Origin of the sequence: Schumannella luteola (assembly GCF_013408685.1) — a bacterium.
Lineage (GTDB): Bacteria > Actinomycetota > Actinomycetes > Actinomycetales > Microbacteriaceae > Schumannella > Schumannella luteola.
The window spans coordinates 1,416,425-1,441,710 of sequence record NZ_JACBZY010000001.1; the positions used below are offsets into that span (position 1 = coordinate 1,416,425).

At 71.5% G+C, this 25,286-nt stretch carries 23 protein-coding genes and 2 tRNA genes; 17 read left to right on the plus strand and 8 right to left on the minus strand.

Going from position 1 to position 25,286, the window contains the following annotated elements:
- Nucleotides 1-9 precede the first annotated feature (9 nt).
- Complete coding sequence (locus BJ979_RS06280) at nt 10-510, minus strand: helix-turn-helix transcriptional regulator (RefSeq protein ID WP_179566243.1); 501 nt, start codon at nt 508-510, stop codon at nt 10-12.
- Between the two features lie 151 nt (nt 511-661).
- Between BJ979_RS06280 and BJ979_RS06285 the strand changes: the two genes are divergently transcribed.
- The 3 genes from BJ979_RS06285 to BJ979_RS06295 all read left to right on the plus strand — a co-directional run bounded on the left by BJ979_RS06285 (nt 662) and on the right by BJ979_RS06295 (nt 3,342).
- Nucleotides 662-1,816: an Rv2578c family radical SAM protein gene (locus tag BJ979_RS06285; protein WP_179566245.1), complete on the plus strand. Its 1,155-nt coding sequence runs from the start codon at nt 662-664 to the stop codon at nt 1,814-1,816.
- Between the two features lie 147 nt (nt 1,817-1,963).
- Nucleotides 1,964-2,674 carry a response regulator transcription factor gene (locus tag BJ979_RS06290; RefSeq protein WP_179566247.1) on the plus strand — a complete coding sequence of 237 codons (711 nt, stop codon included), beginning with the start codon at nt 1,964-1,966 and terminating at the stop codon, nt 2,672-2,674.
- Nucleotides 2,675-2,676: 2 nt separating this feature from the next.
- On the plus strand, nt 2,677-3,342 hold the full coding sequence (locus BJ979_RS06295; protein WP_179566249.1) for a thymidine kinase: 666 nt from the start codon (nt 2,677-2,679) through the stop codon (nt 3,340-3,342).
- A 104-nt stretch (nt 3,343-3,446) separates the two neighbouring features.
- Here BJ979_RS06295 and BJ979_RS06300 read toward each other — a convergent pair whose 3' ends face one another.
- From BJ979_RS06300 to BJ979_RS06315, 4 genes are all read right to left on the minus strand, one after another.
- Complete coding sequence (locus BJ979_RS06300) at nt 3,447-4,061, minus strand: hypothetical protein (RefSeq protein ID WP_179566251.1); 615 nt, start codon at nt 4,059-4,061, stop codon at nt 3,447-3,449.
- 93 nt (nt 4,062-4,154) lie between these two features.
- Nucleotides 4,155-4,228, minus strand: a tRNA-Pro gene (locus BJ979_RS06305).
- A 31-nt stretch (nt 4,229-4,259) separates the two neighbouring features.
- Nucleotides 4,260-5,222, minus strand: coding sequence for a metallophosphoesterase (locus tag BJ979_RS06310; RefSeq protein WP_179566253.1), 963 nt, complete (start codon nt 5,220-5,222; stop codon nt 4,260-4,262).
- Nucleotides 5,222-7,762, minus strand: coding sequence for a transglycosylase domain-containing protein (locus tag BJ979_RS06315; protein WP_179566260.1), 2,541 nt, complete (start codon nt 7,760-7,762; stop codon nt 5,222-5,224). The genes BJ979_RS06310 and BJ979_RS06315 overlap by 1 nt, the downstream gene beginning before the upstream one ends.
- Before the next feature lie 53 nt (nt 7,763-7,815).
- Between BJ979_RS06315 and sp36 the strand changes: the two genes are divergently transcribed.
- Together sp36 and BJ979_RS06325 are read left to right on the plus strand one after the other, a co-directional pair.
- Nucleotides 7,816-7,986 carry a Sp36 family protein gene (sp36, locus tag BJ979_RS06320; protein WP_179566262.1) on the plus strand — a complete coding sequence of 57 codons (171 nt, stop codon included), beginning with the start codon at nt 7,816-7,818 and terminating at the stop codon, nt 7,984-7,986.
- Nucleotides 7,983-8,468: a RidA family protein gene (locus BJ979_RS06325; RefSeq protein ID WP_179566264.1), complete on the plus strand. Its 486-nt coding sequence runs from the start codon at nt 7,983-7,985 to the stop codon at nt 8,466-8,468. The genes sp36 and BJ979_RS06325 overlap by 4 nt, the downstream gene beginning before the upstream one ends.
- 76 nt (nt 8,469-8,544) lie before the next feature.
- On the opposite strand, the gene acs is transcribed toward BJ979_RS06325, so the two are convergent.
- Entirely contained in the window at nt 8,545-10,509 is a 1,965-nt protein-coding gene (gene acs, locus BJ979_RS06330; protein ID WP_246286702.1) for an acetate--CoA ligase, read from the minus strand.
- A gap of 906 nt (nt 10,510-11,415) precedes the next feature.
- On the opposite strand from acs, the gene BJ979_RS06335 reads away from it, so the two are divergent.
- From BJ979_RS06335 to BJ979_RS06390, 12 genes are all read left to right on the plus strand, one after another.
- Complete coding sequence (locus BJ979_RS06335; RefSeq protein WP_343046616.1) at nt 11,416-12,375, plus strand: TadA family conjugal transfer-associated ATPase; 960 nt, start codon at nt 11,416-11,418, stop codon at nt 12,373-12,375.
- A 326-nt stretch (nt 12,376-12,701) separates the two neighbouring features.
- Complete coding sequence (locus BJ979_RS06340) at nt 12,702-13,625, plus strand: type II secretion system F family protein (protein WP_179566276.1); 924 nt, start codon at nt 12,702-12,704, stop codon at nt 13,623-13,625.
- Between the two features lie 158 nt (nt 13,626-13,783).
- Nucleotides 13,784-14,074, plus strand: coding sequence for a DUF4244 domain-containing protein (locus tag BJ979_RS06345; protein ID WP_246286703.1), 291 nt, complete (start codon nt 13,784-13,786; stop codon nt 14,072-14,074).
- Nucleotides 14,071-14,535, plus strand: a complete 465-nt coding sequence (locus BJ979_RS17535; protein ID WP_246286704.1) for a TadE family type IV pilus minor pilin — start codon at nt 14,071-14,073, stop codon at nt 14,533-14,535. Before BJ979_RS06345 ends, BJ979_RS17535 begins: the two co-directional genes overlap by 4 nt.
- 93 nt (nt 14,536-14,628) lie before the next feature.
- Entirely contained in the window at nt 14,629-15,009 is a 381-nt protein-coding gene (locus tag BJ979_RS06355; RefSeq protein WP_179566277.1) for an Rv3654c family TadE-like protein, read from the plus strand.
- Between the two features lie 134 nt (nt 15,010-15,143).
- Entirely contained in the window at nt 15,144-17,867 is a 2,724-nt protein-coding gene (gene topA / locus BJ979_RS06360; protein ID WP_179566278.1) for a type I DNA topoisomerase, read from the plus strand.
- 10 nt (nt 17,868-17,877) lie between these two features.
- On the plus strand, nt 17,878-18,534 hold the full coding sequence (gene tmk / locus BJ979_RS06365; protein WP_343046617.1) for a dTMP kinase: 657 nt from the start codon (nt 17,878-17,880) through the stop codon (nt 18,532-18,534).
- A 150-nt stretch (nt 18,535-18,684) separates the two neighbouring features.
- Nucleotides 18,685-19,842, plus strand: a complete 1,158-nt coding sequence (locus BJ979_RS06370) for a DNA polymerase III subunit delta' (protein ID WP_179566279.1) — start codon at nt 18,685-18,687, stop codon at nt 19,840-19,842.
- Nucleotides 19,839-21,440, plus strand: a complete 1,602-nt coding sequence (locus BJ979_RS06375) for an alpha/beta hydrolase (RefSeq protein ID WP_179566280.1) — start codon at nt 19,839-19,841, stop codon at nt 21,438-21,440. The genes BJ979_RS06370 and BJ979_RS06375 overlap by 4 nt, the downstream gene beginning before the upstream one ends.
- Nucleotides 21,440-22,102, plus strand: coding sequence for a TetR/AcrR family transcriptional regulator (locus BJ979_RS06380; protein WP_179566281.1), 663 nt, complete (start codon nt 21,440-21,442; stop codon nt 22,100-22,102). Before BJ979_RS06375 ends, BJ979_RS06380 begins: the two co-directional genes overlap by 1 nt.
- A gap of 111 nt (nt 22,103-22,213) precedes the next feature.
- Nucleotides 22,214-22,286 (plus strand) — tRNA-Thr (locus tag BJ979_RS06385).
- Nucleotides 22,287-22,414: 128 nt separating this feature from the next.
- Nucleotides 22,415-23,320, plus strand: a complete 906-nt coding sequence (locus BJ979_RS06390) for a DUF1444 domain-containing protein (protein WP_179566283.1) — start codon at nt 22,415-22,417, stop codon at nt 23,318-23,320.
- Between the two features lie 34 nt (nt 23,321-23,354).
- On the opposite strand, the gene BJ979_RS06395 is transcribed toward BJ979_RS06390, so the two are convergent.
- Entirely contained in the window at nt 23,355-23,795 is a 441-nt protein-coding gene (locus BJ979_RS06395; protein ID WP_343046618.1) for a cupin domain-containing protein, read from the minus strand.
- Complete coding sequence (locus BJ979_RS06400; protein ID WP_179566285.1) at nt 23,792-25,222, minus strand: NAD(P)/FAD-dependent oxidoreductase; 1,431 nt, start codon at nt 25,220-25,222, stop codon at nt 23,792-23,794. Before BJ979_RS06400 ends, BJ979_RS06395 begins: the two co-directional genes overlap by 4 nt.
- Nucleotides 25,223-25,286 lie beyond the last annotated feature (64 nt).

Below are 25,286 nucleotides of genomic sequence, written 5' to 3' on the forward strand. Positions count from 1 at the left end.
CCGCGGGCCTCAGCGCGATCGATCCGCGCGGGGCTCGCGGCTGCTGCGGGAGAGCGGATAGCGCTCGTCGAGACGCGGCTCGATCACCGCATCCATGAGCCAGCGGCCGAGCAGTGCGCCGCCCGCCCAGTAGGCGCCGAGGGCGAGGTAGAGCATGCCGAGATGCGTGATGGCCACGACGACCGTGATGCCCATCGCCAGCACGACGCCGATGCCGACGTAGAGGCTGCGCCACGAGCGGGTGGCGCGGTCGCGCTGCTGCTGCTCGCGCTCGGTGCGGGCGTCGAGCCCGTCGACGGCCTCACCGAACTCGGGCTTCTCGACCGTCTCGAAGAGGTCTCTGACCGGCACCTCGAAGGCGCGCGCGACGAGGGTGAGGGTCTCGAGGCTGGCGTCGTCGCCGCGTTCGAGCCGCTGGATGGTGCGCACGGTCACGCCGCTGTGCTCGGCCAGGCGCTCCTGGGTCCAGCCGCGTTCGCGGCGGAGGGTGCTGATGCGGGTCTCGTTCATGCCCATCACGCTAAGAATGCCCGGCTTCTGGCTCCACGTCAGCAGCACGACGATCACCCGACAGCTTCACGACAGCGACCCGACAGGCTCTCGGCGCCCCGGGAAACGCGGTGCATTGACACCATATCGAACGTATGTTCGAATGTCGAGCATGAGATGGAGCGGGCAGCAGCTGGATGCCGAGCAGCAGGGCGCGCTGCCCGGGCTGGCGCGCCTGCACGACCTCGTCCGCTCGGTCAGCACTCCCGAATTCGCCGGAATCACCTTCCACGAGGTGATGGCCAAGAGCGCGCTCAACCACGTGCCGACGGCGGCCGCACTGCCCTTCGGCTGGACGATCAACCCCTATCGCGGGTGCAGTCACGCCTGCGTCTTCTGCTTCGCCCGGCGCACCCACGAATACCTCGACCTGGATGCCGGGCGCGACTTCGACGAGCAGATCATCGTCAAGGTCAACGTCGCCGAGGTGCTCGAGCGCGAGCTGGCCCGCCCGAGCTGGGGCCATCATCCGGTCGCGCTCGGCACCAACACCGATCCGTATCAGCGGGCCGAGGGGCGCTACCGGCTCATGCCCGGCGTCATCGCGGCGCTCGCCGCGTCGGGAACCCCGCTGAGCATCCTCACCAAGGGCACCCTGCTGCGGCGCGACCTGCCGCTGCTGCAGGCGGCCGCCGAGCGCGTGCCCGTCGACCTGGCGATGTCGATCGCCGTCTTCGACCCCGAGCTGCAGAAGTCGATCGAGCCGGGCGCCCCGAGCACCGAGGCGCGGCTGGCCACGATCGCGGCGGCGCGGGATGCCGGCTTCAGCCCGAGCGTCTTCCTCATGCCGGTGCTGCCCTGGCTCACCGACAGCCGCGACCATCTCGACCGCGCACTGGGCCGCATCGCCGAGGCCGGGGCGAGCTCGGTGGCCTACTCGGCGCTGCATCTGCGCCCGGGCGCGCGCGAGTGGTACTTCTCCTGGCTCGCGCGCGAGCATCCCGACCTGGTCGGCCGCTACACCGATCTCTACCGCGATTCGAACTACGCGCCGAAGGACTACCGGCGCTGGCTCGCCGCCAAGATGCAGCCGCTGCTGCGCAAACACGGTCTCGGCCGCGCGCAGGAGGAGCCGTCGACCGGAGCGATCCGCTCGAGCGGGCTGCGCTCGCGCCCGACCGGGCCGCAGCCGAAGGTCGGCTTCGACGGCACGACGCACGGCGATCCCTCCTCGTCGGGTGGCGCCGTCGCCGATGGCGCCGAACGGATGCTCGCGGCCGAGCTGAGCCCGGCCGCCGCCGAGGCGCTGCAGCCGAAGCTGTTCTGAAGGCAGGGGAACCCGATGGGAGGCCGCGGAGGGCGAGATCCGTGAGCAGTGCGAGACGACCGGCGAGCCCGGAGCCGCGGGGCCCGGGCCCGACCTGCGCGACGCCCGTTGCCGGGCGCGACGCGCCACACCCTCTAATCTGGAGGAATGAGCATCCCGGGCGTCTCCGCTGCCCCCGGCGGCGACCCGCTCGGTGTGCGCACGCCGCGCCGCTCGCCGGTGCGTCTGGCCCTGCTCGACGACCACGAGGTGCTGCTCGACTCGCTCAGCAGCTGGATCGCCGGCAACGCCCCCGACTTCGACGTCGTGCTCGCCGCGACCAGCTGGCTGCAGCTCGTGCACAGCCCGGCGTTCCCGACCGAGATGGTCTTCCTCGACCTGCAGCTCGCCGAGCCTGTGAGCATCGAGGCCCGCGTGCGCACCTGCCGCGCGGCCGGAGCCAAGGTGGTCGTGCTGACGAGTCTCGACACCCCGGAGGCCCGCGAGCGCGCGATGGCCGCCGGGGCCGCCGAGTTCCTGGCCAAGACGCTCCCGATGGCCGAGGTCATGGAGGCCGCCCGACGGGTCATGGGCCTCGACGATGCCGGTACGGCCGGCGGATGGCGCCCGCCGCCCTCGGGTGCCGCAGCACATCCCGAGCACGTGCGCCCGCGGCTCAGCCCGGGCGAGGAGGAAGCGCTCAAGCTCTACGTCGCCGGCCACAGCACCGCCGAGGTCGCCGCCGAGATGAACGTGCAGTACGAGACCGCGAAGACCTACCTGCGCCGCGTGCGCGAGAAGTACGCCAAGGTGGGCCGCCCCGCGGGCAAGAAGGCCGAGCTGATCCGCCGCGCGGCGGAAGACGGGATCCTGGAGTAGCGATGGCGAAGCTCTACTTCCGCTACGGCGCGATGAACTCGGGCAAGAGCACCGCGCTGCTGCAGGCGGCGTTCAACTACGAGGAGCGCGGCCAGCACGTGCTGCTCGCCAAGCCCTCCGTCGACTCGAAGGGCGACGACGCGATCGTCTCCCGCCTCGGCGTCACGCGCTCGGTCGACTTCACCGTCGGGCCCGACGACGACATCCGCGCCACCTTCGCCAGCGAGCGTCGCGCCGTGATCGAGCGCACCGAGAAGGACGTCAGCTGCCTGCTCGTCGACGAGGCGCAGTTCCTCACCGAGGGCCAGGTCGACGACCTCTTCCGCATCGTCATCGAAGACGACGTGCCGGTGCTCGCCTACGGCATCCGCACCGACTTCCAGACCGTCGCCTTCCCCGGCAGCCGTCGCCTGCTCGAGGTCGCGCACTCCCTGGAAGAGCTCAAGACGATCTGCCGCTGCGGCCGCAAGGCCGTCTTCAACGCACGCACCGTCGACGGCCGGTTCATCTTCGACGGCGAGCAGGTCGCGATCGACGGCGTCGCCGTCGGCTACGAGTCGCTCTGCGGCGCCTGCTACCTCGAGGAGAGCGGCGGCGTGCTCAACAACGGCTGGCGCCCCCGCCTCGACTTCAGCTACAAGTCGGGCCCCGACGCCGACTTCGCCTGAGACCCCGCGAGTTCGCGGGCTGTGACGGCGACTTCGCCTGCCCGCGAGCCCGCGAGCCGTGACCTCGGAATCCGCGCGGCGGCGCGGCGTCGTGACGTGACCGGCTAGCCGACCGCGCGGATGATGAGCTGGGCCGTGATGACCGCGGCGAGGATCGGGACGGCGGCGATCGCGTAGCGGAGGCCGCGGACGAGGTGGCGGCGCTGCGGCTTGCCGGCCGTGCGCACGAGGCCGAGCCCGGTCACGACGGCGACGCTCGCGGTCACGATCCAGGGGAGTCCCCAGCGCACGAACTCCGACACCTCCTGGGTGCGCGTCGAGAGCAGGTCGAGTCCAGGGCGATCCGCGTCTCCGAGGGAAGCGCCGCTGAGACTGAGCCACGCCAGCACCGCGGCCCAGGCGAGCGTCAGCGCGAGACCGACTGCGAACCCCCAGCGGGCGACGGGGATGAGCGGGGGCTCGGGCTGCTCGGAGTCGCCCAGCGCGATCACGAGCGCGCCGAGCGAGACCGCGAGCGAGGTGAGGATCACCGCGGAGACCGAGGTGTCGAGCCCGCCGTTCAGGATCGTGCCGGCGGCGGTCGCGAAGGGGCGTGCGATGAGCGCCGCGAGGGCCGGTGCGCCCAGTGCCACGACGATCGCCGAGAGATGCGGGGCGATGCGCGTCGCGGTGTGCGTCGCGGTCGGCTCGCTCGACGGCGGAACGGGGGAGTCGGACACGTCTCGATTCTGTCGTGCCATCACCGCGGAACGGAAACGCGGAAGAGGGCCGCCCGAAGGCGACCCTCTTCTGCTGTGTTCTCTTCAGATCTGTCGGGGTAACAGGATTTGAACCTGCGACCTCGTCGTCCCGAACGACGCGCGCTACCAAACTGCGCCATACCCCGGTCTTGAAGTGCTGCCGCGAGCGGCAACCTGTCAAGGATAGCCGACTTCTGAGGCGGTCAGTGTCACGACCACCGCTTCGGGTGCGCACGCGAAGCGCACGGGTGCGTAGATCGAGGTGCCGAGGCCCGCGGAGACGTCGAGGAAGGCGCTCGAGCGAGCGCTGCGCCACACGCTGAGACCCTGCGCCTGCGCCGGCGGGATGTCGCAGTTGGTGACGAGGGCGGGACGCCCGGGGATGCGCACCTGACCGCCGTGCGTGTGCCCGGCGAAGATGAGATCCGCGCCCTGGGTGGTCAGCGCATCCAGCACCCGCCGGTAGGGCGCGTGGGTCACGCCGATGCTCACGACCGGCTCGACCTCGTCGCTCGACCACTCGACGTTCTCGCGCAGCTCCTCGATCGTGCCGGGCAGCGCATCCAGTCGGTCCCAGCCGCGGTGCGCGTCGCCGGTTCCGAAGAACTCGAGGCGCGTGCCCTTCAGCTCGATCGCGCGGGCGTGGTTGTTGAGGTCGAGCCAGCCGAAGTCGAGCTCGAAGAGCCGGTTGAGACCGGCGGTGTCGAGATCCATCGGCCGCTTGCCGTGGCCCTCGCTGGGGAAGAAGTAGCCGAAGGGGTTCTTCAGCACCGGTCCGTAGTAGTCGTTCGAACCGTGGGCGAAGACGCCGGCCGTGCCCGCGAAGGGCTCCAGCGCGTAGTGCAGCGCGTCGAGTGCATCGGGGTGACCGTAGTTGTCGCCCGTGTCCACGATCAGATCGGGCTCGTAGCGCGCGAGCGAGCGCACGAACTCCTGCTTGCCGTGCTGCCACGGCGCCATGTGCAGGTCGCTGAGGTGCAGCACCGTGATGTCGCGGCTGCCCGGGGGCAGGATCGGCAGGATCTCCTCGCGCACCGTCCAGCGCGTGCGCTCGACGAAGACGCCGTAGGCGGCGACCGCGGCGCCGGCCGCGACGGTCAGCCCGAGGGCGGTCGCCGTCGTGCGGCCGGCGCGCGCCATCAGCAGCGGAACTTCTTGTAGTCGAGCGTGATCGGCGTCGACGGGTTGGCCATCGCCCCTCCCGCGGGAGTCTGCGCCGTCACGACCGGCTGCGCATCCGCGGGTTGGCTCGTGGCCGTGCATTGACCTTGGGCGACGTTCGCGAAGCCGGCGTCGTTCAAGGTCTTCTTGGCTTGATCGAGCGTCTGCCCCGTCGTATCGGGCACTGTCTTGCCCTGCCCGTTCGAGGTGAAGACGGTGACCGTCGTGCCCTTCGCGACCGAGGAGCTGCCCGCCGGGTCGGTGCGCACGATAGTGCCGGCCGGCTGGTCGGAGTCGATCTGGCCGCCGTCGGCGAAGAGCAGGTCGGCGTTCTCGATGATCGGCTGCGCCTTATCGATCGTCTGCCCCGTCACATCGGGCACGATCGTCGGCTTTCCGGTCAGCAGGTTCGGGTCGGCGGCCGGGAGCCGCTCGCCCTTGTGGTTGATGTCGACCGCGGTCGCGATCCCCTTGAAGATGCTGTTGCGCAGCTCGGCCGCGCGAATGCCCTTCACCGAGATGCGGCGCAGGTTCTGGCCGCCCGAGATGTTGCCGACCCAGAGCGAGGTCGACGCGGCGGTCGTGGCGCCGTTCGTCCAGGTCTGCTTGGCCTCATCGGTGGTACCCGTCTTGCCGGCGTAGAAGCTGCCATCGTTCGGTCGGGCCGCGACGGCGGTACCGCCGCTGGCGAACACGCCGCCCATCACGTTCGCCGCGGTGTCGGCGACGTTGGCCGGGATCGCCTGCGTGCAGTCGCCCACCTGGCCCGGCAGCTCGGTTCCGTCGGGCGCGATGATCTTGTCGACGATGGTCGGCTTGCAGTAGTTGCCGTGGTCGACGATCGCGGCGTAGGCGGCGGCCATCATGAGCGGGCCGACGTTGTTGTCGCAGGTGCCGATCGCGCAGATCGGCACGGTCTGCAGCGGCTTCTTCGAGTCGTAGGCGTTGTGGATGCCGAGCTTCGCGGCGACGTCGGCGATGTCGCACTGGTCGACCTTGGTCGCCATCTGCAGGAACACCGAGTTGACCGACTGAGCGGTACCGCGAGCGACCGTGAAGGGGCCGCTCTCATTGGCGTCGTTGCGGAACTGGAACGAGCCGCCGCCCGGGGTCGCGCCGCAGGTCTTGAACTTCGAGAACGGGAGCGACTTCACGCTCGCGTCGAACGACTGGTTCACGCCGTTGCCGGCCTCGAGGTAGGCGAGCAGCGTGATCGGCTTGTAGGTCGATCCGGGCTGGAAGCCGCGCGATCCACCGTGATCGACGTCGGCGGTGTAGTTGATCGCCGTCGTCGTGGTGTCGGTGCTCCCGCGGTCGTCGAAGTCCTTGTTCTGCGCCATCACGAGGATGCGGCCGCTGCCGGGCTGCACGGTCGCCGCGGCGGCGCCGAGCTGGAAGCGGGTCTCGTCGACGGGGGCGCGCTGCTGCAGCACCGTGCGGGCGGCGATCTGCGCGTTCGCGTCGATCGACAGGAAGAACTTGTAGCCGCCGGTCTTGTAGTTCTCCTTGCGCTCCGTGGCGTTCGCACCGAGCGAGGTCAGCTCGGTGATCGAGTTGCGCAGGTAGTCGCAGGGGAGGCGGTAGTTCGGGTCGGCGTAGGCGCATCCGCTGGTCGGCGGCGTGATGTGCACGAAGTTCGCATCGACCGGGGTCGCGAGGGCCTCGTCGCGCTGCTTCTCGTCGATGAACTTGGCCGCGTACATCTTCTTGATGATGTAGTCGCGCCGCTCCTGGTTCTTCGCGTAGTTGTCGGGGTTCGACAGGCGCAGCTGGTCGGGGCTCTGGGTGATCGCGATGATCGAGGCCGACTGGGCGATCGTCAGATCGCTCGCGTTGACCGAGAAGTACTGGTTGGCGGCGGCCTGCACGCCGTAGGTGTTCACACCGAAGTTCGCGATGTTGAGGTAGCCCTGCAGGATCTCGTCTTTGGAGTACTGCTTGGCCAGGCTGATGGCGAGCTTGATCTCCTTGAGCTTGCGGCTCGGGGTCGCCACGGTCGCGTCGTTGTAGGCCTTCTCCTGCGCGTCCTTGTCGCCCTCGTTCTCGTTGAGGGCCTTCTGCACGAGGATGTTGCGCACGGTCTGCATCGCGAGCGTCGATCCACCCGTGTCGCCCGAGCCGGTCGCGTAGCCGAAGCCCGCTCGCATGAGCGACTGCAGGTCGACTCCGCCGTGCTCGTAGAAGCGCACGTCCTCACCGGCGATGGCGGCCTTCTTGACCCAGTCGCTCATCTGGTCGAGCTTGACCTCTTGACGGTTCTGGTCGTAGACCGTCGCGATCTTCAGCGGATTGCCGTCGGGACCGGTGATGTAGATCTCGTTCTGCTGCTTCTGCTTCCCGAGGGTGATGTAGTCGGGCAGACCCTCGAAGATGCCGATGGTGCTCGAGGCGGTCATGCCGGTCACGGCGAGGGCCGGGGCGACCATGACGGTCACCAGAACACCGGCGAGGGCGCTGAAACCGAGGGTGCCGAGGGTGGCGCCGATGAGCGAGCTCACCGTCTTCTTCTGGGCAGGCATAGGCTCGATGGTACGTTACGGCCCCTCGCCCCCGACTGAATGGATGCCCAACGATGCCGACCTGGGAATACCTGACGACGCCGCTCCTGATCCACAACACGACGGCGATCCTCAACAACTGGGGATCCCAGGGCTGGGAGCTCGTGCAGATCGTCACCGGTCCCGAGGGCGGACTCGTCGCCTATCTGAAGCGTCCGGTCGCGGCGGCGGGAGCTGAGGCGTGAGCGGTCGCATCGAGGCGCGTCTCGCCGAGCTCGGGCTGACCCTGCCGGCCGTCGCCGCTCCGGTCGCCGCCTACATTCCGGCCGTCACGACCGGGAACCTCGTCTACACCTCGGGCCAGCTGCCCTTCACCGACGGCGCCCTGCCGGCGACCGGGAAGGTCGCAGCGGATGCGGCCGCGGGGTCGGGACTCGTCGCGGCCGAGGACGCGAAGGCCTACGCCCGCACCGCCGCGCTCAACGCGCTCGCCGCCGTGGAGAGCGTGATCGGCTCGCTCGACCGCGTCACCCGCGTCGTCAAGGTCGTCGGCTTCGTCGCCTCCGACCCGGCCTTCACCGGCCAGCCGGGCGTGATCAACGGCGCCTCGGAGCTGCTCGGCGAGGTCTTCGGCGACGCCGGCATCCACGCCCGCAGCGCGGTCGGCGTCGCGGTGCTGCCGCTCGACGCGCCCGTCGAGGTCGAGCTGGTCGTCGAGTTCGCCTGAGCCGGCGTCCCGGATTCGACGAAGGCCCCCTCCCGCGGATGCGGTGAAGGGGCCTTCGTCGTTCGCGGGCCGCTGCCTACTTCAGCTTGTCGGTGATGATCTGCATCACGTTCGTGTCGGCGAGCGTCGTCGTGTCGCCGACCTCGCGGCCCTCGGCGACGTCGCGCAGCAGGCGCCGCATGATCTTGCCCGAGCGGGTCTTCGGCAGCTCGGTCACGATGAACACCTGGCGCGGTCGGGCGATCGCGCCGATCTGCTGGGCGACGTGGGCGCGCAGCACATCCGCCGCCTCGGCCGCCGTCGCGACATCCGCCTGGCTGGCCTTGACGATCACGAAGGCGACGACCGCCTGACCGGTGGTCTCGTCGTTCGCGCCGACGACCGCCGACTCGGCGACCCACGGATGCGACACCAGCGCCGACTCGATCTCGGCCGTCGAGAGGCGATGGCCCGAGACGTTCATGACGTCGTCGACCCGGCCGAGCAGCCAGATGTCGCCGTCCTCGTCCTTGCGGGCGCCGTCGCCGGCGAAGTACTGCGGCGGCTCGCCGTCGCCGCCCGGGAACTTCGACCAGTAGGTCTCGACGAAGCGCTCCGGGTCGCCCCAGATGCCGCGCAGCATGCTCGGCCAGGGTTCGGTGACGACCAGCAGGCCGCCCTCGCCGTTGGCGACGGGCGTGCCGTCTTCATTCAGCACATCCACCGAGATCCCCGGCAGCGGCACCTGCGCCGATCCCGGCTTCAGCGTCGTCACGCCCGGCAGCGCGCTGATCATGATGCCGCCGGTCTCTGTCTGCCACCAGGTGTCGACGATCGGCGCGGCTCCGGCGCCGATGATGTCGCGGTACCAGATCCACGCCTCCGGGTTGATGGGCTCGCCCACCGAGCCGAGCAGGCGGATGCTCGACAGGTCGTACTTCTGCGGCTCCTGCCGCCCGATCTTCATGAACGAGCGGATCGCGGTCGGCGCCGAGTAGAAGATCGACACCTGGTACTTCTCGACGACCTCCCACCAGCGCGCCGGGTGCGGGGTGTCGGGCGTGCCCTCGTAGATGACCTGCGTGGCGCCGTTCGCGAGCGGGCCGTAGACGACGTAGCTGTGGCCGGTGATCCAGCCGACGTCGGCGGTGCACCAGTAGACGTCGGTCTCGGGGTGCAGGTCGAAGACGTTCTTGTGCGTGTAGGCGGTCTGGGTGAGGTAGCCGCCCGAGGTGTGCAGGATGCCCTTCGGCTTCCCCGTCGTGCCCGAGGTGTAGAGGATGAACAGCGGGTTCTCGGCGTCGAAGGCCTCCGCCTCGTGCTCGTCGCTCGCCTCCTCGACCGTGTCGTGCCACCACAGGTCGCGACCTTCGGTCCATTCGACCGTGTTCTCGCCGCGGCGCACCACCAGCACGTGCTCGACGGTGCTCTCGCCGTCGGCCAGGGCAGCATCCACCGCGTTCTTGAGCGGGAAGACCTTGCCCTTGCGCCAGCCGCCGTCGGCCGTGATCACGAGCTTGGCCTCGGCGTCGTCGATGCGGGCGCGCAGGCTGTCGGCGCTGAAGCCGCCGAAGACGACCGAGTGGATGGCGCCGAGCCGGGCGACTGCGAGCATCGCCACGACGGCCTCGGGGATCATCGGCAGGTAGATCGCGACCCGGTCGCCGTGACCGACGCCGAGCCCGGCGAGGGTGTTCGCGGCGCGCTTCACGTCGGCGGTGAGCTCTTCGTAGGTGATCGAGCGGCTGTCGCCCGGCTCGCCCTCCCAGTGCAGCGCGATGCGGTCGCCGTTGCCGGCCTCGACGTGCCGGTCGAGGCAGTTGTACGCGACGTTGAGCTTGCCGTCGGCGAACCACTTCGCGAACGGGGCCTCGCTCCAGTCGAGCGTCTGGGTGAAGGGAGTGGACCACGAGAGCAGTTGCCGCGACTGGTCGCCCCAGAAGGCGAGGCGGTCGGCGGCGGCGGCCTCCGCGAGCTCCGGACCGGCGACCGCGTTCTCGACGAACGCGGGGGCGGGAGGGAAGCGGCGGGTCTCGTGGAGCAGGCTGTCGATCGAGTTCATGGACGTCGTCATCCTTGTTTCTCTGGCGTGACGCCGCGACGTGCCTGGTCGCCGCAGCGCTGCGGTGGTTCGGTGTTCTCGATCCTAATCACGGGCGGGTTGCGGCCGGGTTGCGCGCTCGGGGAGATGACGGCAGACGACGCGGAGGGGCGACCGGCTGGGCGTCATGGGTCGGCTGTCGGCGTGGTGCCATCGCCGTGTCATGGTCGCGACAGTCGTGCGCCGGAGGGGCGTCGGCGAGACGCGTCGGCGTGTCGTCGCGGCCGACGGGGTACGTTGCCGGCCGCGAATCCGTGCATTCGCATGAGTCCTGGTCGCGATCCCCGGAATTACGGGGTACACGCCGTTGCCAAGCCCCCCATTTGGAGTACACTCAAGCCAGCCGAGGGTGACTTCGGCTCTGCAACGCAAGCGATTCCCCCCGATCCTGTGTTGCCGTGGCGGCGCCCGTTCCCCCCGATGGGCGCCGCCCCTCTTTAACGGCCGGCGCGGTTCTTCGACTGCCGGCGCCGTGAGGCTCGGCGGCGTTCCCGATCTGGGACGATTCCGCGACGCGGGCGACGGCGTTCTCCACAGCCGCGAGCTGTCCACCGATCGTCGCCGCATCCGTTCGCCGACGTCGAGGCGGCCCAGAGTCGGGGGATGCGCGAACCTCCCTCCGCGAACCTCGCTGACCAGACAGCCGAGCCGCCCGCCGGGCACGATGCGACCCCCGTGCTGCCGTTCGTCGCGCGGCCGGGCGTCGTGCCCCACGATGCGGGGGCGCAGGCTTCTGCCGCGGGCACGGATACCGGCTTCGGCGGCTCTGTCTCCGGCCGTGTCCCCGCCGCGGGCTGGGCGCTGGCGTCGTCGCGCGGGCGGACCGGGGGCGGGCCGTCGCCGACCTCGTTGCGGGACCCAGGATCGGTGCGGCTCGCCTCCGTCGCCGGACGCGACGATCTCAGCGAGATCGACTTCGGTCCGCTCAGCCCGCTCGTCGCCGACCCGCGGGCGACCGACGTGTTCCTCACCGCCGACGGCGCCCTCTGGGTCGACCGCGGGGGAGGGCTCGAGCCGGACGGCGATGCCCGGCTCTCCGCCGAGCAGGCACGGGAGCTCGCCGTGCGGCTGATCGCCGCGGGCGGCCGTCACGTCGACGAGGCCACCCCGTGCATGGACGTGCGGCTGGGCGACGGGGTGCGCGTGCACGCGGTGCTGCCGCCGGTGTCTCCGGGTGGCCCGGTGCTGTCGATCCGGCTTCCGCGGCAGTCGCCGCCCGGATTCTCGGCGTTGCGCGACAGCGGCTTCTTCTCGCGCGACGGGGACGCGGACCGGGTGCGCGAGCTCGTGCTGGCCCGCCGCAACATCCTCGTCACCGGCGCGGGCGGCAGCGGCAAGACGACTCTGCTGGGCGCGCTGCTCGCGCTCGCCCCGCCGTCGGAGCGGATCGTCGTGATCGAGGACGTCGGCGAGCTGCGCATCGCGCATCCGCACGTCGTCGCGCTCGAAGCTCGGCAGGCGAACCTCGAGGGCAGCGGGGGCATCGGCCTCGACCGGCTCGTCCGCGAGGCGCTGCGGATGCGGCCCGATCGGCTCGTCGTCGGCGAATGCCGCGGGGCGGAGCTGCGCGAGCTGCTGTCGGCGCTCAACACCGGTCACGACGGCGGAGCGGGAACCCTGCACGCCAACTCGCTCGCCGACGTGCCGTCGCGGCTCGAGGCCCTCGCTGCGACCGTCGGCCTCGGCGCCGAGGCGCTCGCGCGGCAGGCGGTCAGCGCGATCGACGCGGTGCTGCACCTCGAGCGTCGTGAGGGGCGACGGCGTCTGGTCGCGATCGGTCGCCCGGTGCTCGATGAGCGCGGGCGCCTCGCGGTGGAACCGACGTGAGCGCCGATCCGGAGATGCCAGCGAGGACGGACGCGCGGGAGGGCGCGGGACGAGACGGCGACGACTGGGCCGGAGCAGAACGGACCGGAGCGGAACGGTCCGGCGGCGAACGTGTCGGAGGTCAGCGGGTCGGAGGTCAGCGGGTCGGCAGCGAGCGCGCCGGCAGCGAGCGCGCCGGCCGCGGGCGGCGACGGTCGGGACGGGACGGGGCCGGCCGCGCATCAGCCGATGTCGCTCGCGGGCATCGCGGGGGCCCGCTGCGGCGACGCCGTCGGCGCGGCGCCGACTTCGGCCCCGCTGCCCTCGATGTGCGCAGGCTCGCGGTCATGCTCGATGCCGGGCTCGCACCCGAGTCGGCGTGGCGGCACCTCGCCGTCGAGGAGGGCTCCCACCGGGATCGCGAAGCGCACGGCGGCGAGCCCGCGTCCGCGCTCGCCGCGGAGGACGCCGCCGCGGAGGGGATCGCCGCGGCCGTCGTCGACGGACTCGCCGACGGGCACCCACTGACCGCGGCCATCACCGATGCCGTCGCGGCGGCGCCGCCCGAGCTCGCGCGATCCTGGGCGCCGGTCGCCGCCGCCTGGAGCGTCGCGGCCGCGAGCGGTGCGCCGATCGCGCCCACCCTCGACCGGCTCGCGCTCGTGCTCGCCGGCCTCGACGAGTCGGTGCGGGAGGTCGAGGTCGCGCTCGCCGGGCCGGCCGCGTCGGCGCGCATCGTCGTCGTGCTGCCGGTGGTGGGCATCCTGTTCGGGCTCGCGATCGGCACCGACACCATCGGCACGCTGTTCGGCACCGCGCCCGGACTCGTCTGTCTGGTGGTCGGTCTGGCGCTGCTCATCGGCGGCGCCGTGTGGTCGCGCCGACTCGTGCGTCGGGCTCGCAGCTCCGACCCGACTCCCGGCCTCGCGGCCGAGCTGGTCGCGGTCGCCGTCTCGAGCGGACTCGGCGTCGAGCGCGCCCGCGAGCTGGTGGATGCCGCGCTCGACGATGTCGGGCTGCTCAGCAGTGACGGCACGGTCGCCGCGGCGCTGCGCTTCAGCCGACGTGCCGGGGTGCCGGCCGCGCGGCTGCTGCGCGCGGAGGCGGAGCAGGCGCGACGGCGGGCGGCGACCGAGGCGCGGCGTCGGGCCGCGGCCCTGGGCGTGCGGCTCATGCTGCCGCTCGGCGTGTGCGTGCTGCCCTCGTTCCTGGCGCTCGGAGTGCTGCCCGTCGTGATCTCGCTCGTCTCCTCCACAGCGCGGGTTCTGTGACGTCGTCCACGGATGGGCGTCTCGGCCGCCCGTGCCTCGGCGACGGCGGGCAGTCTTGACCTGCTCGTGCCGCAGCCCCACCCGGTCCGCCATCCGGCGGTGCCGGTGACATCACCGATACGACCCTCCGACACGACACGGAGAAGTAAGGAGCAGCGATGAGCGAGCAGAACGGCGGGCGCATGCCCGCATCCCGGGCGGCGGCGGTCGCGCCGACACCCGGACCGGCATCCGCGGTGGCGTTCGCGCCGGAGCGCTGGATCGCTCCGCAGCGCGGCGGCATCCGCGCCCGACTCGCCGACGACGGCGGTGCCGCGACCGCGGAGTACGCGATCACGATCATGGCGGCGGTCGGCTTCGCCGGGCTGCTGGTCGTGATCCTCAAGTCGGGCGAGGTGCAGAAGATCCTCACCGATCTCGTGCACAAGGCGCTGACGGTCGCCGGATGAGCGGGCGAGGGCGGCGCGGAGCGGATGCGGGCGAGCTCGCGATCGAGCGGGCCCTCGGGCTCGAGTCGGAGCTCGAATCGGCAGTGCACCCCACGGCGCAGATCGGATCGCGTCGCGGCTCCGGCTCGAACGTACGCCTCCGCAGCGAGCACGGCGGTGCCGCCGCCGAGTTCGCGATCGTGCTGCCGGCCGTGCTCGCCGCCCTCGCTCTCTGCCTCGGCGCGGTGCAGCTCGCCGCGACCCAGCTGCGCGCGCAGGACGCGGCGGCCGACGCCGCTCGCTCCTGGGCGCGCGGCGACGACGCGACGCTGGCCGGGCGCGCCCTCGGCTCCGCGAGCGTCACGCGCAGCGATGACGGCGATCTCGTCTGCGCGACGGTGACAGCCCGTGCCTCGGGCGCGGCGGGAGCCCTCGGCCTCGAGGTCAGCGCCCGGGGCTGCGCCCTCGGCGGCGGGCGCTGAGAGCACGGTGTCGACCATGACGGACGCCGGGAGCGGGCTTGCGAGAGCGATCGGCGCGGGGATCGGGGCGCACGCTCTGACGGACGCGGCGACATGAGCGGCGGAATCGCCGGGGTGGGCATCGTGGTCGTCACAGCCGGGATCGCCCTCGCCGTGGTCGGACTCGGCGCCGGGCTCACCGAGCGCCAGCGGATGATCGCGGCGGCGGATGCGGCCGCCCTCGCCGCCGCCGACACCGCATCTGGAGCCGTCTCCGGCGACCCGTGCACGCAGGCGGCACGCCTGGCCGGTGAGCACCGCGCGGCGCTCGCCGACTGCCGCATCGAAGGCGCCGAGGCGACAGTCGAGGTGCGCGGCGACTTCGCCGGCATCCCCCTCGTCGCCCGAGCGCGAGCCGGGCCGCCGCCGGACGGCGCGCCGGGCTCCGGGCGCGGCGACGACAGCCGTGGTCCGGGTGGAGGGGAAAGCACTTGACAGCCGGAGATGTGTATGGTGTGCCTCGAAACACCCGGCCGACCGCGCTCACCGCGCCGCCGGTCGAGTCGCTCGGGGGCCCGGCTCTTTCGACCACGGCATCCGCGCGTCCCTCTCTGTTCTTAAGGAGCCCCGTGCCCGCCACGAAGAAGCTGGTCATCGTCGAGTCGCCGGCGAAGGCCAAGACGATCGCCCAGTACCTCGGCGACGGCTACGAGGTGCAGGCCTCGGTCGGTCACATCCGCGACCTGATCGAGCCGAAGAACCTGCCCGCCGAGCTCAAGAAGGGCCCGCTCGGCAAGTTCTCGATCGACGTCGAGAACGGCTTCGCGCCCTATTACGTCGTCAGCGACGAGAAGAAGCGCACCGTCACCGATCTCAAGAAGGCGCTGAAGGAGGCCGACGAGCTCTACCTCGCAACGGATGAAGACCGCGAGGGAGAGGCCATCGCCTGGCACCTGCTCGAGGTGCTGAAGCCCAAGGTGCCCGTGAAGCGCATGGTGTTCCACGAGATCACCAAGGATGCGATCCAGGCCGCGCAGCAGAACACCCGCGAGCTCGACACCGCGCTCGTCGACGCGCAGGAGACCCGCCGCATCCTCGACCGCCTCTACGGCTACGAGGTCTCGCCCGTGCTCTGGCGCAAGATCGGGCCCGGCCTCTCCGCCGGCCGCGTGCAGTCGGCCGCGACCCGCCTCGTCGTCGAGCGCGAGCGCGAGCGCCTCGCGTTCGTCACCGCCAGCTACTGGGATCTCGACGTCGAGCTCGCCACCGCCGCGACCGACGGCGCCCCGCACTTCGCGGCCCGACTCGCCCGCCTCGACGGCAAGCGCGTCGCCACCGGCCGCGACTTCACCGACGCCGGCGCCCTCAAGGGCGAGGCCGTCGCGCTCGACCAGGCCGCCGCCGAGGCGCTCGCCGCCGGCATCCGCGACGACCGCGCGAAGCTCGCGGTCGCCAAGCTCGAGACGAAGCCCTACACGCGCCGCCCCGCCGCGCCGTTCACGACCTCGACGCTGCAGCAGGAGGCCGCGCGCAAGCTGCGCTTCACCGCGCGCCAGACCATGAGCACCGCGCAGTCGCTCTACGAGAACGGCTTCATCACCTATATGCGCACCGACTCGCCCGGGCTCTCGAAGCAGGCGATCGACGCGGCCCGCGCGCAGGCGACCAAGCTCTACGGCGCCGACACGATCCCCGAGAAGCCGCGCGTCTACAGCGGCAAGTCGAAGAACGCGCAGGAGGCGCACGAGGCGATCCGTCCCTCGGGCGACACCTTCCGCACCCCCGACTCGCTCACCGGCACGCTGCGCGGCAACGAGCTCAAGCTCTACGACCTCATCTGGAAGCGCACCGTCGCCTCGCAGATGGCCGACGCCCGCGGCTCCACCGCGACCGTCACGATCGAGGCCGCGACGCCCGAGAACGGCACCGCCGAGCTCACCGCATCCGGCACTGTCATCACCTTCCGCGGCTTCCTCGCCGCCTACGAGGAGTCGCGCGACGACGACCGCGACACCCCGGCCGAGCCCAACGAGTCGCGTCTGCCCGAGCTGGCCGAGGGCCAGGCGCTGCACGCGCAGGACGTCGAGGCCAAGGGCCACGAGACCAGCCCGCCGCCGCGCTACACCGAGGCGAGCCTGGTCAAGACGCTCGAGGAGCTCGGCATCGGGCGCCCGTCGACCTACGCCGCGATCATCTCGACGATCGTCGACCGCGGCTACGTCACCCCGCGCGGCACCGCGCTCGTGCCGAACTGGATCGCGTTCAGCGTCGTCCGGCTGCTCGAAGACCACTTCAGCGAGCTCGTGCAGTACGACTTCACGGCCGCGATGGAGGGCGACCTCGACCGCATCGCGGGCGGCGAGCAGGATCGCACCGACTGGCTGAACGGCTTCTACTTCGGCAACGACGCCCACCAGGGACTGCGCGGCGTCGTCGACAACCTCGGCGAGATCGACGCGCGCGACATCAACTCGGTGCGCATCAGCGACGACATCACGCTGCGCATCGGCAAGTACGGCCCGTACCTCGAGGTCGTCGAAGAGGGATCGGAGACGCCGCGCCGTGTCAACATCCCCCAGGAGCTCGCTCCTGACGAGCTCACCCCGGCCAAGGCCCGCGAGCTCGTCGACGCCCCCGTGATCGGCGACCGCGTGCTCGGCACCGACCCGGCCAACGGCAAGCAGATCGTCGTCAAGGACGGCCGCTTCGGCCCCTACGTGACCGAGCTCGAGCCCGAGCCGGAGCCCGTCGTCGACGCCGCCACCGGCGAGGTCGTCCCGGCCGAGGAGAAGCCGAAGCCCAAGCGCGGCGCGAAGAAGGAGGCCGCGGTCAAGCCGCGCACCGCATCCCTCTTCAAGAGCATGGACCCGGCCACGATCGACTTCGAGACCGCGCTCAAGCTGCTCACGCTGCCCCGCGTGGTCGGCACAGACCCGGCCGACGACGCCGAGATCACGGCGCAGAACGGTCGCTACGGCGCCTACCTCAAGAAGGGCACCGAGACCCGCTCGCTCGAGAGCGAAGACCAGATCTTCGCGATCGACCTGACCAGCGCCCTCGAGCTGCTCGCGCAGCCGAAGTACGGCAACCGCCGTGCCTCCAGCGCGCTCAAGGAGTTCGACGCCGACCCGGTCAGCGGCAAGCCGATCAAGATCAAGGACGGCCGCTTCGGCCCGTACGTCACCGACGGCGAGACGAACGCGACCATCCCGCGCGGCGAGGAGGTCGACGACGTCGACTTCGAGCGCGCCGTGCAGCTGATCGCCGACAAGCGCGCCAAGGGGCCGGTCAAGAAGAAGGCCCCCGCCGAGCGCGCCCCCGCGAAGCGCACCACCGCCACCAAGAAGAAGTGACCGCGGAGACGTGACGGACGCAGTGACCGCCGCCGGCCTCTTCATCACGTTCGAGGGCGGCGACGGCTCGGGCAAGACCACGCAGCAGGGCATCCTCGCCGACTGGCTCGCCGAACGCGGCGAGACGCTGACGCGCACGCGCGAACCCGGCGGCAGCGAGCTCGGGCTCGAGCTGCGCGAGATCGTGCTGCACCGCCGCGGCTACATCGCCCCGCGCGCCGAGGCGCTGATCTACGCCGCCGACCGCGCGCACCACATCGCCACGGTCGTGCGTCCCGCGCTCGAGCGCGGCGAGGTCGTGCTGCAGGACCGCTACCTCGACTCCTCCGTCGCCTACCAGGGCGCCGGCCGCGTGCTCGACGGCACCGAGATCCGCGACCTGTCGCTGTGGGCCGCCGAGGGGCTGCTGCCCGATCTCACCGTGCTGCTCGACCTGCACGAGGGCGAGGGGCGCGGGCGACTGGACGCCGCCCGCGACCGCTACGACCGGCTCGAGGCCGAGAAGAGCGACTTCCACGGCCGGGTGCGCGCCGCGTATCTCGAACTCGCCGCCGCCGAGCCCGAGCGCTTCCTCGTGCTGGATGCGCGCCGCACGATCGACGAGATCGCCGCCGACATCCGCGCCCGCGTCGAGCAGCTGCTCGAACGCCGCAGCGCCGGGAGCTGACCCCACCCGCCTCACCGGATCACGTCGGATGCGCCGGTTAGGCTGAGCGCGACCCGACCGGCACCCGCTTCTTGCTCGACCGATCACCGACTCGACCGATCTCCGAGTCGACCGAGAAGCGACAGCCCGCCGGCGCAGCGAGAGGATCCCATGGGCTGGAACGACCTCATCGGCCAGGCTGATGCCGTCGCCTCCGTGCGCCGCGCCGCCGAGACCGGGCAGGGCCTCGCCCACTCCTGGCTGATCACGGGCCCTCCCGGCTCCGGCCGCTCGACCCTCGCCTACGCCTTCGCCAGCGCGCTCCTCGCCCGGCCCGGGCAGGAGGAGGCGACCGACGCGCAGGTCGACGCCCGCACGCATCCCGACCTCTCCGTGCTCAGCACCGAGAAGGTCGTCATCACGATCGACGAGGTGCGCAAGCTCGTCACGGCGAGCCAGTTCTCACCGTCGGTCGGCCGCTACCGCGTGATCGTCATCGAAGATGCCGACCGGATGCCCGAGCGCACCAGCAACGTGCTGCTCAAGGCGCTCGAAGAGCCGCCGGAGCGCACCATCTGGATCCTCTGCGCCCCCAGCGAGGCCGACCTGCTGCCCACGATCCGCTCGCGCGTGCGCAGCGTGCGCCTCGGCATCCCCACCGTCGACGAGGTCGCCGAGCTCATCGCCCGTCGGGAGGGCGTGCCGGCGGATGTCGCCGCGCGCGCCGCCCGCGAGGCCCAGTCGCACATCGGCATGGCGCGTCGCCTCGCGACCGACGACGAAGCGCGCCGCCGCCGCAGCAGCACCCTCGACCTGGCGCTCGGCCTGCGCTCGGTGCCCGGCGCCGTGCGCGCGGCCGCCGAGCTGCTCGAGGTCGCCGGCGCCGACGCGAGCGCGATCACCGAGGAGCGCGATCACCGCGAACGCGACGAGGTGCTGCGCTCGCTCGGCATCGAACCCGGCGGAACCGTGCCGCCGGCGCTGCGCAGCCAGCTCAAGAACCTCGAAGAAGACCAGAAGCGCCGCGCGACCCGCAGTCTGCGCGACGGCATCGACCGCATCCTCGTCGACCTGCTCTCGCTCTACCGCGACATCCTGCTGCTGCAGCTCGGGCTCGACCTCGACCGCGCGCAGCTCGTGAACCTCGCGATCCTCGACAAGCTCGAGGCCGCCGCCGCGACCTGCTCGGCGCCGCAGACGCTCGCCACCCTCGACGGCCTGGCCGAGGCGCGCGAGCGCATCACCGGCAACGTCGCCCCTGCCCTCGCCCTCGAGGCCGCCCTGATCACCGCGGTGCGCAGCCGCCCGAGCTCCGGAGCCGCAGCATGAGCCGAGCATCCGCCCACCCCGACGACCCCGCCGTCTCCGTGCGAGATCGGCGCGCCGTGAGCGGCCGTCGCCGCGGTCTCGCCGTCGTCGCCCTGGCCGCCGCGCTCGCGGTCGGGCTGAGCGGCTGCGTGCAGTGGTTCATGCCGCCGCAGGGCAGCCGCACCTCGACTCCGTCGGACGAGAAGGTGGATGCGGCGCTCAAGCCCTACTACCAGCAGAAGCTCTCCTGGAAGGGCTGCAGCGACGGCATGCAGTGCGCCACCGCGAAGGCCCCCCTCGACTGGGCCGACCCGGGTGGGGAGTCGATCGACCTGGCGCTCATCCGTCAGCCGGCCACGAGCGGGAACGCGAAGGGCTCGCTGCTGATCAACCCCGGCGGACCGGGCGGATCGGGCTACGACTTCGTGCGCGACAGCGTCGACTACGCGACGAGCAAGAAGCTGCAGGCCAGCTACGACATCGTCGGCTTCGACCCCCGTGGGGTCGGGCACTCGAGCGCGGTCAGCTGCTACACCGACCCGAAGGCCTTCGACGAGTACATCTACGGGATCACCCCGGGAACGCCGGGCAGCGACGAGTGGCTCGCGGCGGCGGAGAAGAGCAACCAGCAGTTCGGGCAGGACTGCCTCAAGGGCACCGGCGAGCTGCTCGGCCATGTCGACACGGTCAGCGCGGCGCGCGACCTCGACATGCTGCGCGCGGCACTGGGCGACAAGAAGCTCAACTACCTCGGCTACTCCTACGGCACCTTCCTCGGCGCGACCTACGCCGACCTGTTCCCGAAGAAGACCGGCCACCTCGTGCTCGACGGCGCCCTCGACCCGGCGACGAGCGACTTCGATGTGACGCTCACGCAGGCGAAGGGCTTCGAGAGCGCGTTCCGCGCCTACCTCAAGGACTGCCTGACGCGGAAGGGATGCCCCTTCGCCAGCTCGGTCGACGACTCGGTCGCCGAGGTCGAGCAGCTGTTCGGCAGCGTGCAGCAGAGCCCGATCCTGGACAGCGACGGCCGCGAGCTGGGCACGAGCGCGCTGTTCACCGCGATCATCTACCCGCTCTACAGCAAGGAGAGCTGGCCCTATCTCGACCAGCTGTTCTCCGACGTGTTCAGCGGCAGCGCGCAGGTCGCCTTCCAGCTCGCCGACGCGTACTACTCGCGCGACGACAAGGGCGACTACGCCGACAACTCGACCGAGGCGTTCATCTCGATCAACTGCCTCGACTACAAGAACGACGACTCCGATCCGGCGACGATGCGCCAGCAGGCGGTGCAGCTCGCCGACGAGGCGCCGCTGTTCGGACCGCAGATGGCCTTCGGCGGCGCCGGATGCGTCGGCTGGCCGTTCCAGGGGACGCGTGACCGCGTCGCGATCAGCGCCGACGGCTCGGCGCCGATCATCGTCGTCGGCACCACGAACGACCCGGCCACCCCGTACGTGTGGGCGCAGGCGATGGCGAAGCAGCTGCAGAACGGCCACCTCGTCACCTACAACGGCGAGGGCCACACGGCGTACAACAAGTCGAACTCCTGCGTGAACAACGCGGTCGACGGCTTCTTCCTCGACGACAAGGTTCCGACGAAGGACCCGGACTGCTGATGAGCGACTTCCGCGACACCACCGCCCCCGCGTCCGACGCCGACGAGCCGGTCGGCCTGCGCGAGCGCAAGCGCCGCGCCACCCGCCGCGCGATCCTGCTCGCGGCCGCGCAGCTCGTCAAGGAGCGCGGCCTCGAGGGCGCGACGGTCGACGAGATCAGCCGTCTCGCCGACGTCTCGCCGCGCACCTTCTTCAACTACTTCGCGTCGAAGGAGGAGGCGGTCTCGGGCGAGCTGCCCTCGCTGCCGGCGGCCGAGCACATCCAGACCTTCGTCGCCGCGCGCGGGCTGCTGCTCGACGACCTCGCCGAACTCGTCGTGGCCTCGGTGGATGCGACGCTCGCCGACCGCGAGGTCGTGCTGCTGCGTCGCGAGCTGGTCAAGGTGTCGCCGCAGCTCGTCGCCCAGCGCATGACCGGCATGCGCGAGTACGAGCTCGAGCTCGCCGGAGTCGTCGCGCAGCGTCTCGCGGCGCAGCACCCGGAGACCTTCGCGGATGCCGAGGCCGCGTTCCTGCGCGCGCGCCTGCTCGTCTTCTCGGCGTCGGGCGCACTGCGTCACGCCTGGATCGCCTGGGCCGACCACGAGGGCGACGACGACCTGGCGACGATGGTGCGCCGCGCCTTCGCCGCGCTGCGCGAGACGATCCGCCTCGAAGGCTGACCCCGGGCTGACCCGGGCGACGAGCTGTCGGCGCCTGACCCGCGGATGTGGTGCAGGAGCACCCGCTCGCATCGGCTATGCTCGTTTCCCGTGCCGCCGTTCGCGGCGCACGCCGCCTTAGCTCAGTTGGTAGAGCGATTCACTCGTAATGAATAGGTCGAGAGTTCGATTCTCTCAGGTGGCTCCGTTGGAAGCCCCGGTCGTGAGACCGGGGCTTCCGTGTTTCCCGGGCGGCCTCGATCGAACCGCCGCGTGAGATCCGCTCATCCGTCGCCGGCGCGGTCTACGGTGGCCGGGTCGAGGGGGATGCGCATGGGCTGGTTCGGCAGGAAGCCGTCGGAGGACGACCTGGTCGCTGAGGTGACCCGACTGGCGCGCACCGCGCTCGCCGAGCGGGGGATCGAGACCGTGCTCGAGTCGACCGGTGATCCGGCGAATCCGCTGCTGCGCGCGGACGGGAGCACGACCTACCAGCTGGGCAACCTGATCGCCCAGTGCCACGGAGCGCCGCAGCGGCAGTGGCCGGAGATCGTGCAGAACCACATCGCGATCGTCGACGCGGCGATGCACTCCGACCGCGACGCGGTGCTCGACGCCGAGGCGCTGCGCACGCAGATCCGCACCCGGCTGCTCGCCGATCTCGGCCCGGAGGATCCCACCGACCTCGGCTACGCCCGTCCCCTCGCGCCCGGGCTCGTGCTGGCGCTCGGCATCGACTTCCCCGACACGGTCGCGACTCTGACCGGGGCGGCGCTGGGCGATCTCGCGATCGGCCTCGACGAGGCCTACGAGCTCGGTCAGCGCAACGCGGATGCCGAGCCGATCGACGAGCGCGACGCGCTCAGCTCCGAGATCACGATCCTGGTCGGCGACTCGCTGTTCATCGCGACGAAGGTCGCGAACATGGAGCATCTGGTGCGCACCGAGGTCGGACCGGCGCCGCACGGCGTGATCTTCGCGGTGCCGCACCGCAGCCTCATCGCTCTGATCGTCGTGCGCGACGCGCAGTCGCTCGTCGCCGTCGGCCAGCTGAAGGCCGTCGTCGACGGCTTCGCGAGCGGCGAGTACGGTCCGCTGCCCGGCGGCCTCATCAGCCCCGATCTCTACTTCTGGTTCGACGGCGAGATCGAGCGCATCACCGGCAACCCCGACCTGGGGCCGGGAGCGGTGGATGCGCGCGGGCGCCTCGGCGAGGTCGCGTCGCGTCTCGACGCGTGAGCGGCGGCGACAGGGCCGATGCCGGCGCCTGACGTCACACGCTCGGCGTGACGTAGACCTTCCGCAGGGGCTCGGTGATCGTCCAGAGGGTGCGCTGGCCGGCGTGGAGGCGCACGACCGAGCCCGCGGCGAGGTCGAGGATGCGCTCGGCCGAGCCCGGTTCGGCATCCAGGAACTCGACCGTGCCGCGCCCGGCGAGCACGACGAAGAGCTCGTCGGCCTCGACGTCGTGGGCGGCGCCGACGCTCATCTCCCAGATGCCGTAGTCGACGGCGCCCGAGCCCGAGCCCGAGCCCGATCCCGATCCCGACCCGGCGTCAGCCGCGCCGCCCGGCAGCGTCCCGAGCTCCGAGACCCCGGTCGTCGGCGCGCCGGACTCGACCTCGTCGACGGGCAGCGCCTCGTGATCGAGGGCGAGCCCCAGCGCATCCACGTGCTCCGCCGGCGTGAACCCGACGCCGTCGCCCGGCGTCACGAGTCGAACCCCAGCCCGACCGCGTCGAGCGCCTTGAGCAGCACGTTGCGGCGGCCCTCGCTGTGGTCGGCGCGGTCGAGCGACCAGCGGGTCGCGTTGATGCCCATCGAGGCGGCCGGCTCGGGCGGGAAGGGCAGCGGACGCTCGCGCACCATCCGCAGCCGCGTGCGCTCGGTGTCGGCGCCGTCGAGCTGGTCGAGCATGACCTGCGCGGCGAAGCGGGTCGCGGCGACGCCGAGCCCGGTGAAGCCGGCGGCGTAGGCGACGCGGCCGCCGCGGGCGGTGCCGTAGAAGGCGCAGAAGCGGGTGCTGGTGTCGATCGCGCCCGCCCAGCGGTGGCTGAAGCGGATGCCCTCCAGCTGCGGGAAGGTCGTCAGCAGGTGCGAGGCGAGCTTGCGGTACGACTCGGGGCGATCCTCGTACGACTCCCGCACGCGGCCGCCGTAGTGGTAGATCGCGTCGTAGCCGCCGAAGACGATCCGGTCGTCGGCGGTCATCCGGTAGTAGTGGAACTGATTGGCGACATCGGCGAGGCCCTGCCGGTTCGTCCAGCCGATGGAGGCCAGCTGGGCGGGATCCAGCGGCTCGGTCGCGAGCACGTAGTCGTAGACCGGCACGGTCATGAGCCGGTTGCGCTTGAGCAGCGACGGGAAGACGTTGGTCGCCAGCACGGCCTGCTCGGCGCGCACCGAGCCGCGCGAGGTCGCGACGATGACGCCCGCGTCCGCGGGGCCGCTCGGGTCGTCGTCGATCGAGCGGGCGGGGGAGTGCTCGAAGATCTCGACGCCGAGTCCGACCGCGACGCGGGCCAGCTCGATCGCGAGCTTGCCGGGATGCGCGAGCAGCGTGCCGCGCTTGTCCCAGGTGGCGGCGAGATAGGTGGGCGAGTTCACCTCGGCGCGCACGGCGGACTCGTCGAGGAAGACGTGGTCGTCGTCGACGGGCTCCTCGCGCAGCCACTCGACCTGGTGCGGCTCGACGGCGAGCGCCAGGGTGCCGGTGCGCTGCGCATCCACCTTCATGTCGTAGCGGGCGATCGTGGCCTCGATCTCGTCGAGGTTCTGCAGGCCCAGGGCGTCGAGCAGCGGCAGCTCCTCGGGCCAGCGGCGCTGGCCGTTCTCCTCGCCGTGGGTGAGGCTCGCCTCGACGAAGCCGCCGTTGCGTCCCGACGCGGCCCAGCCGATCCGCTTGCCCTCGAGCAGCACGACCGTGAGGGCGGGGTTGCGCTCCTTCGCGACGATCGCCGTCCAGAGCCCGGTGTACCCGCCGCCGACGATCACCAGGTCGGCGTCGTGGTCGCCCTCGAGGCGCGGATGCGCGGGCCGGTCGACGTCGTCGAGCCAGAACACCTCGTGCCGGGTGTCGGCGAGCGCGTGGTCGATCGCGCTCGCGGGCGGGGCCTGTCGTTCGAAGACGGTGCGGTGCACGGGATGTCCTTCCGGCGCGGTCGTTCCCGGCAGGCTAGCGGGGCCTGTCCGGCGGAATCCAGTG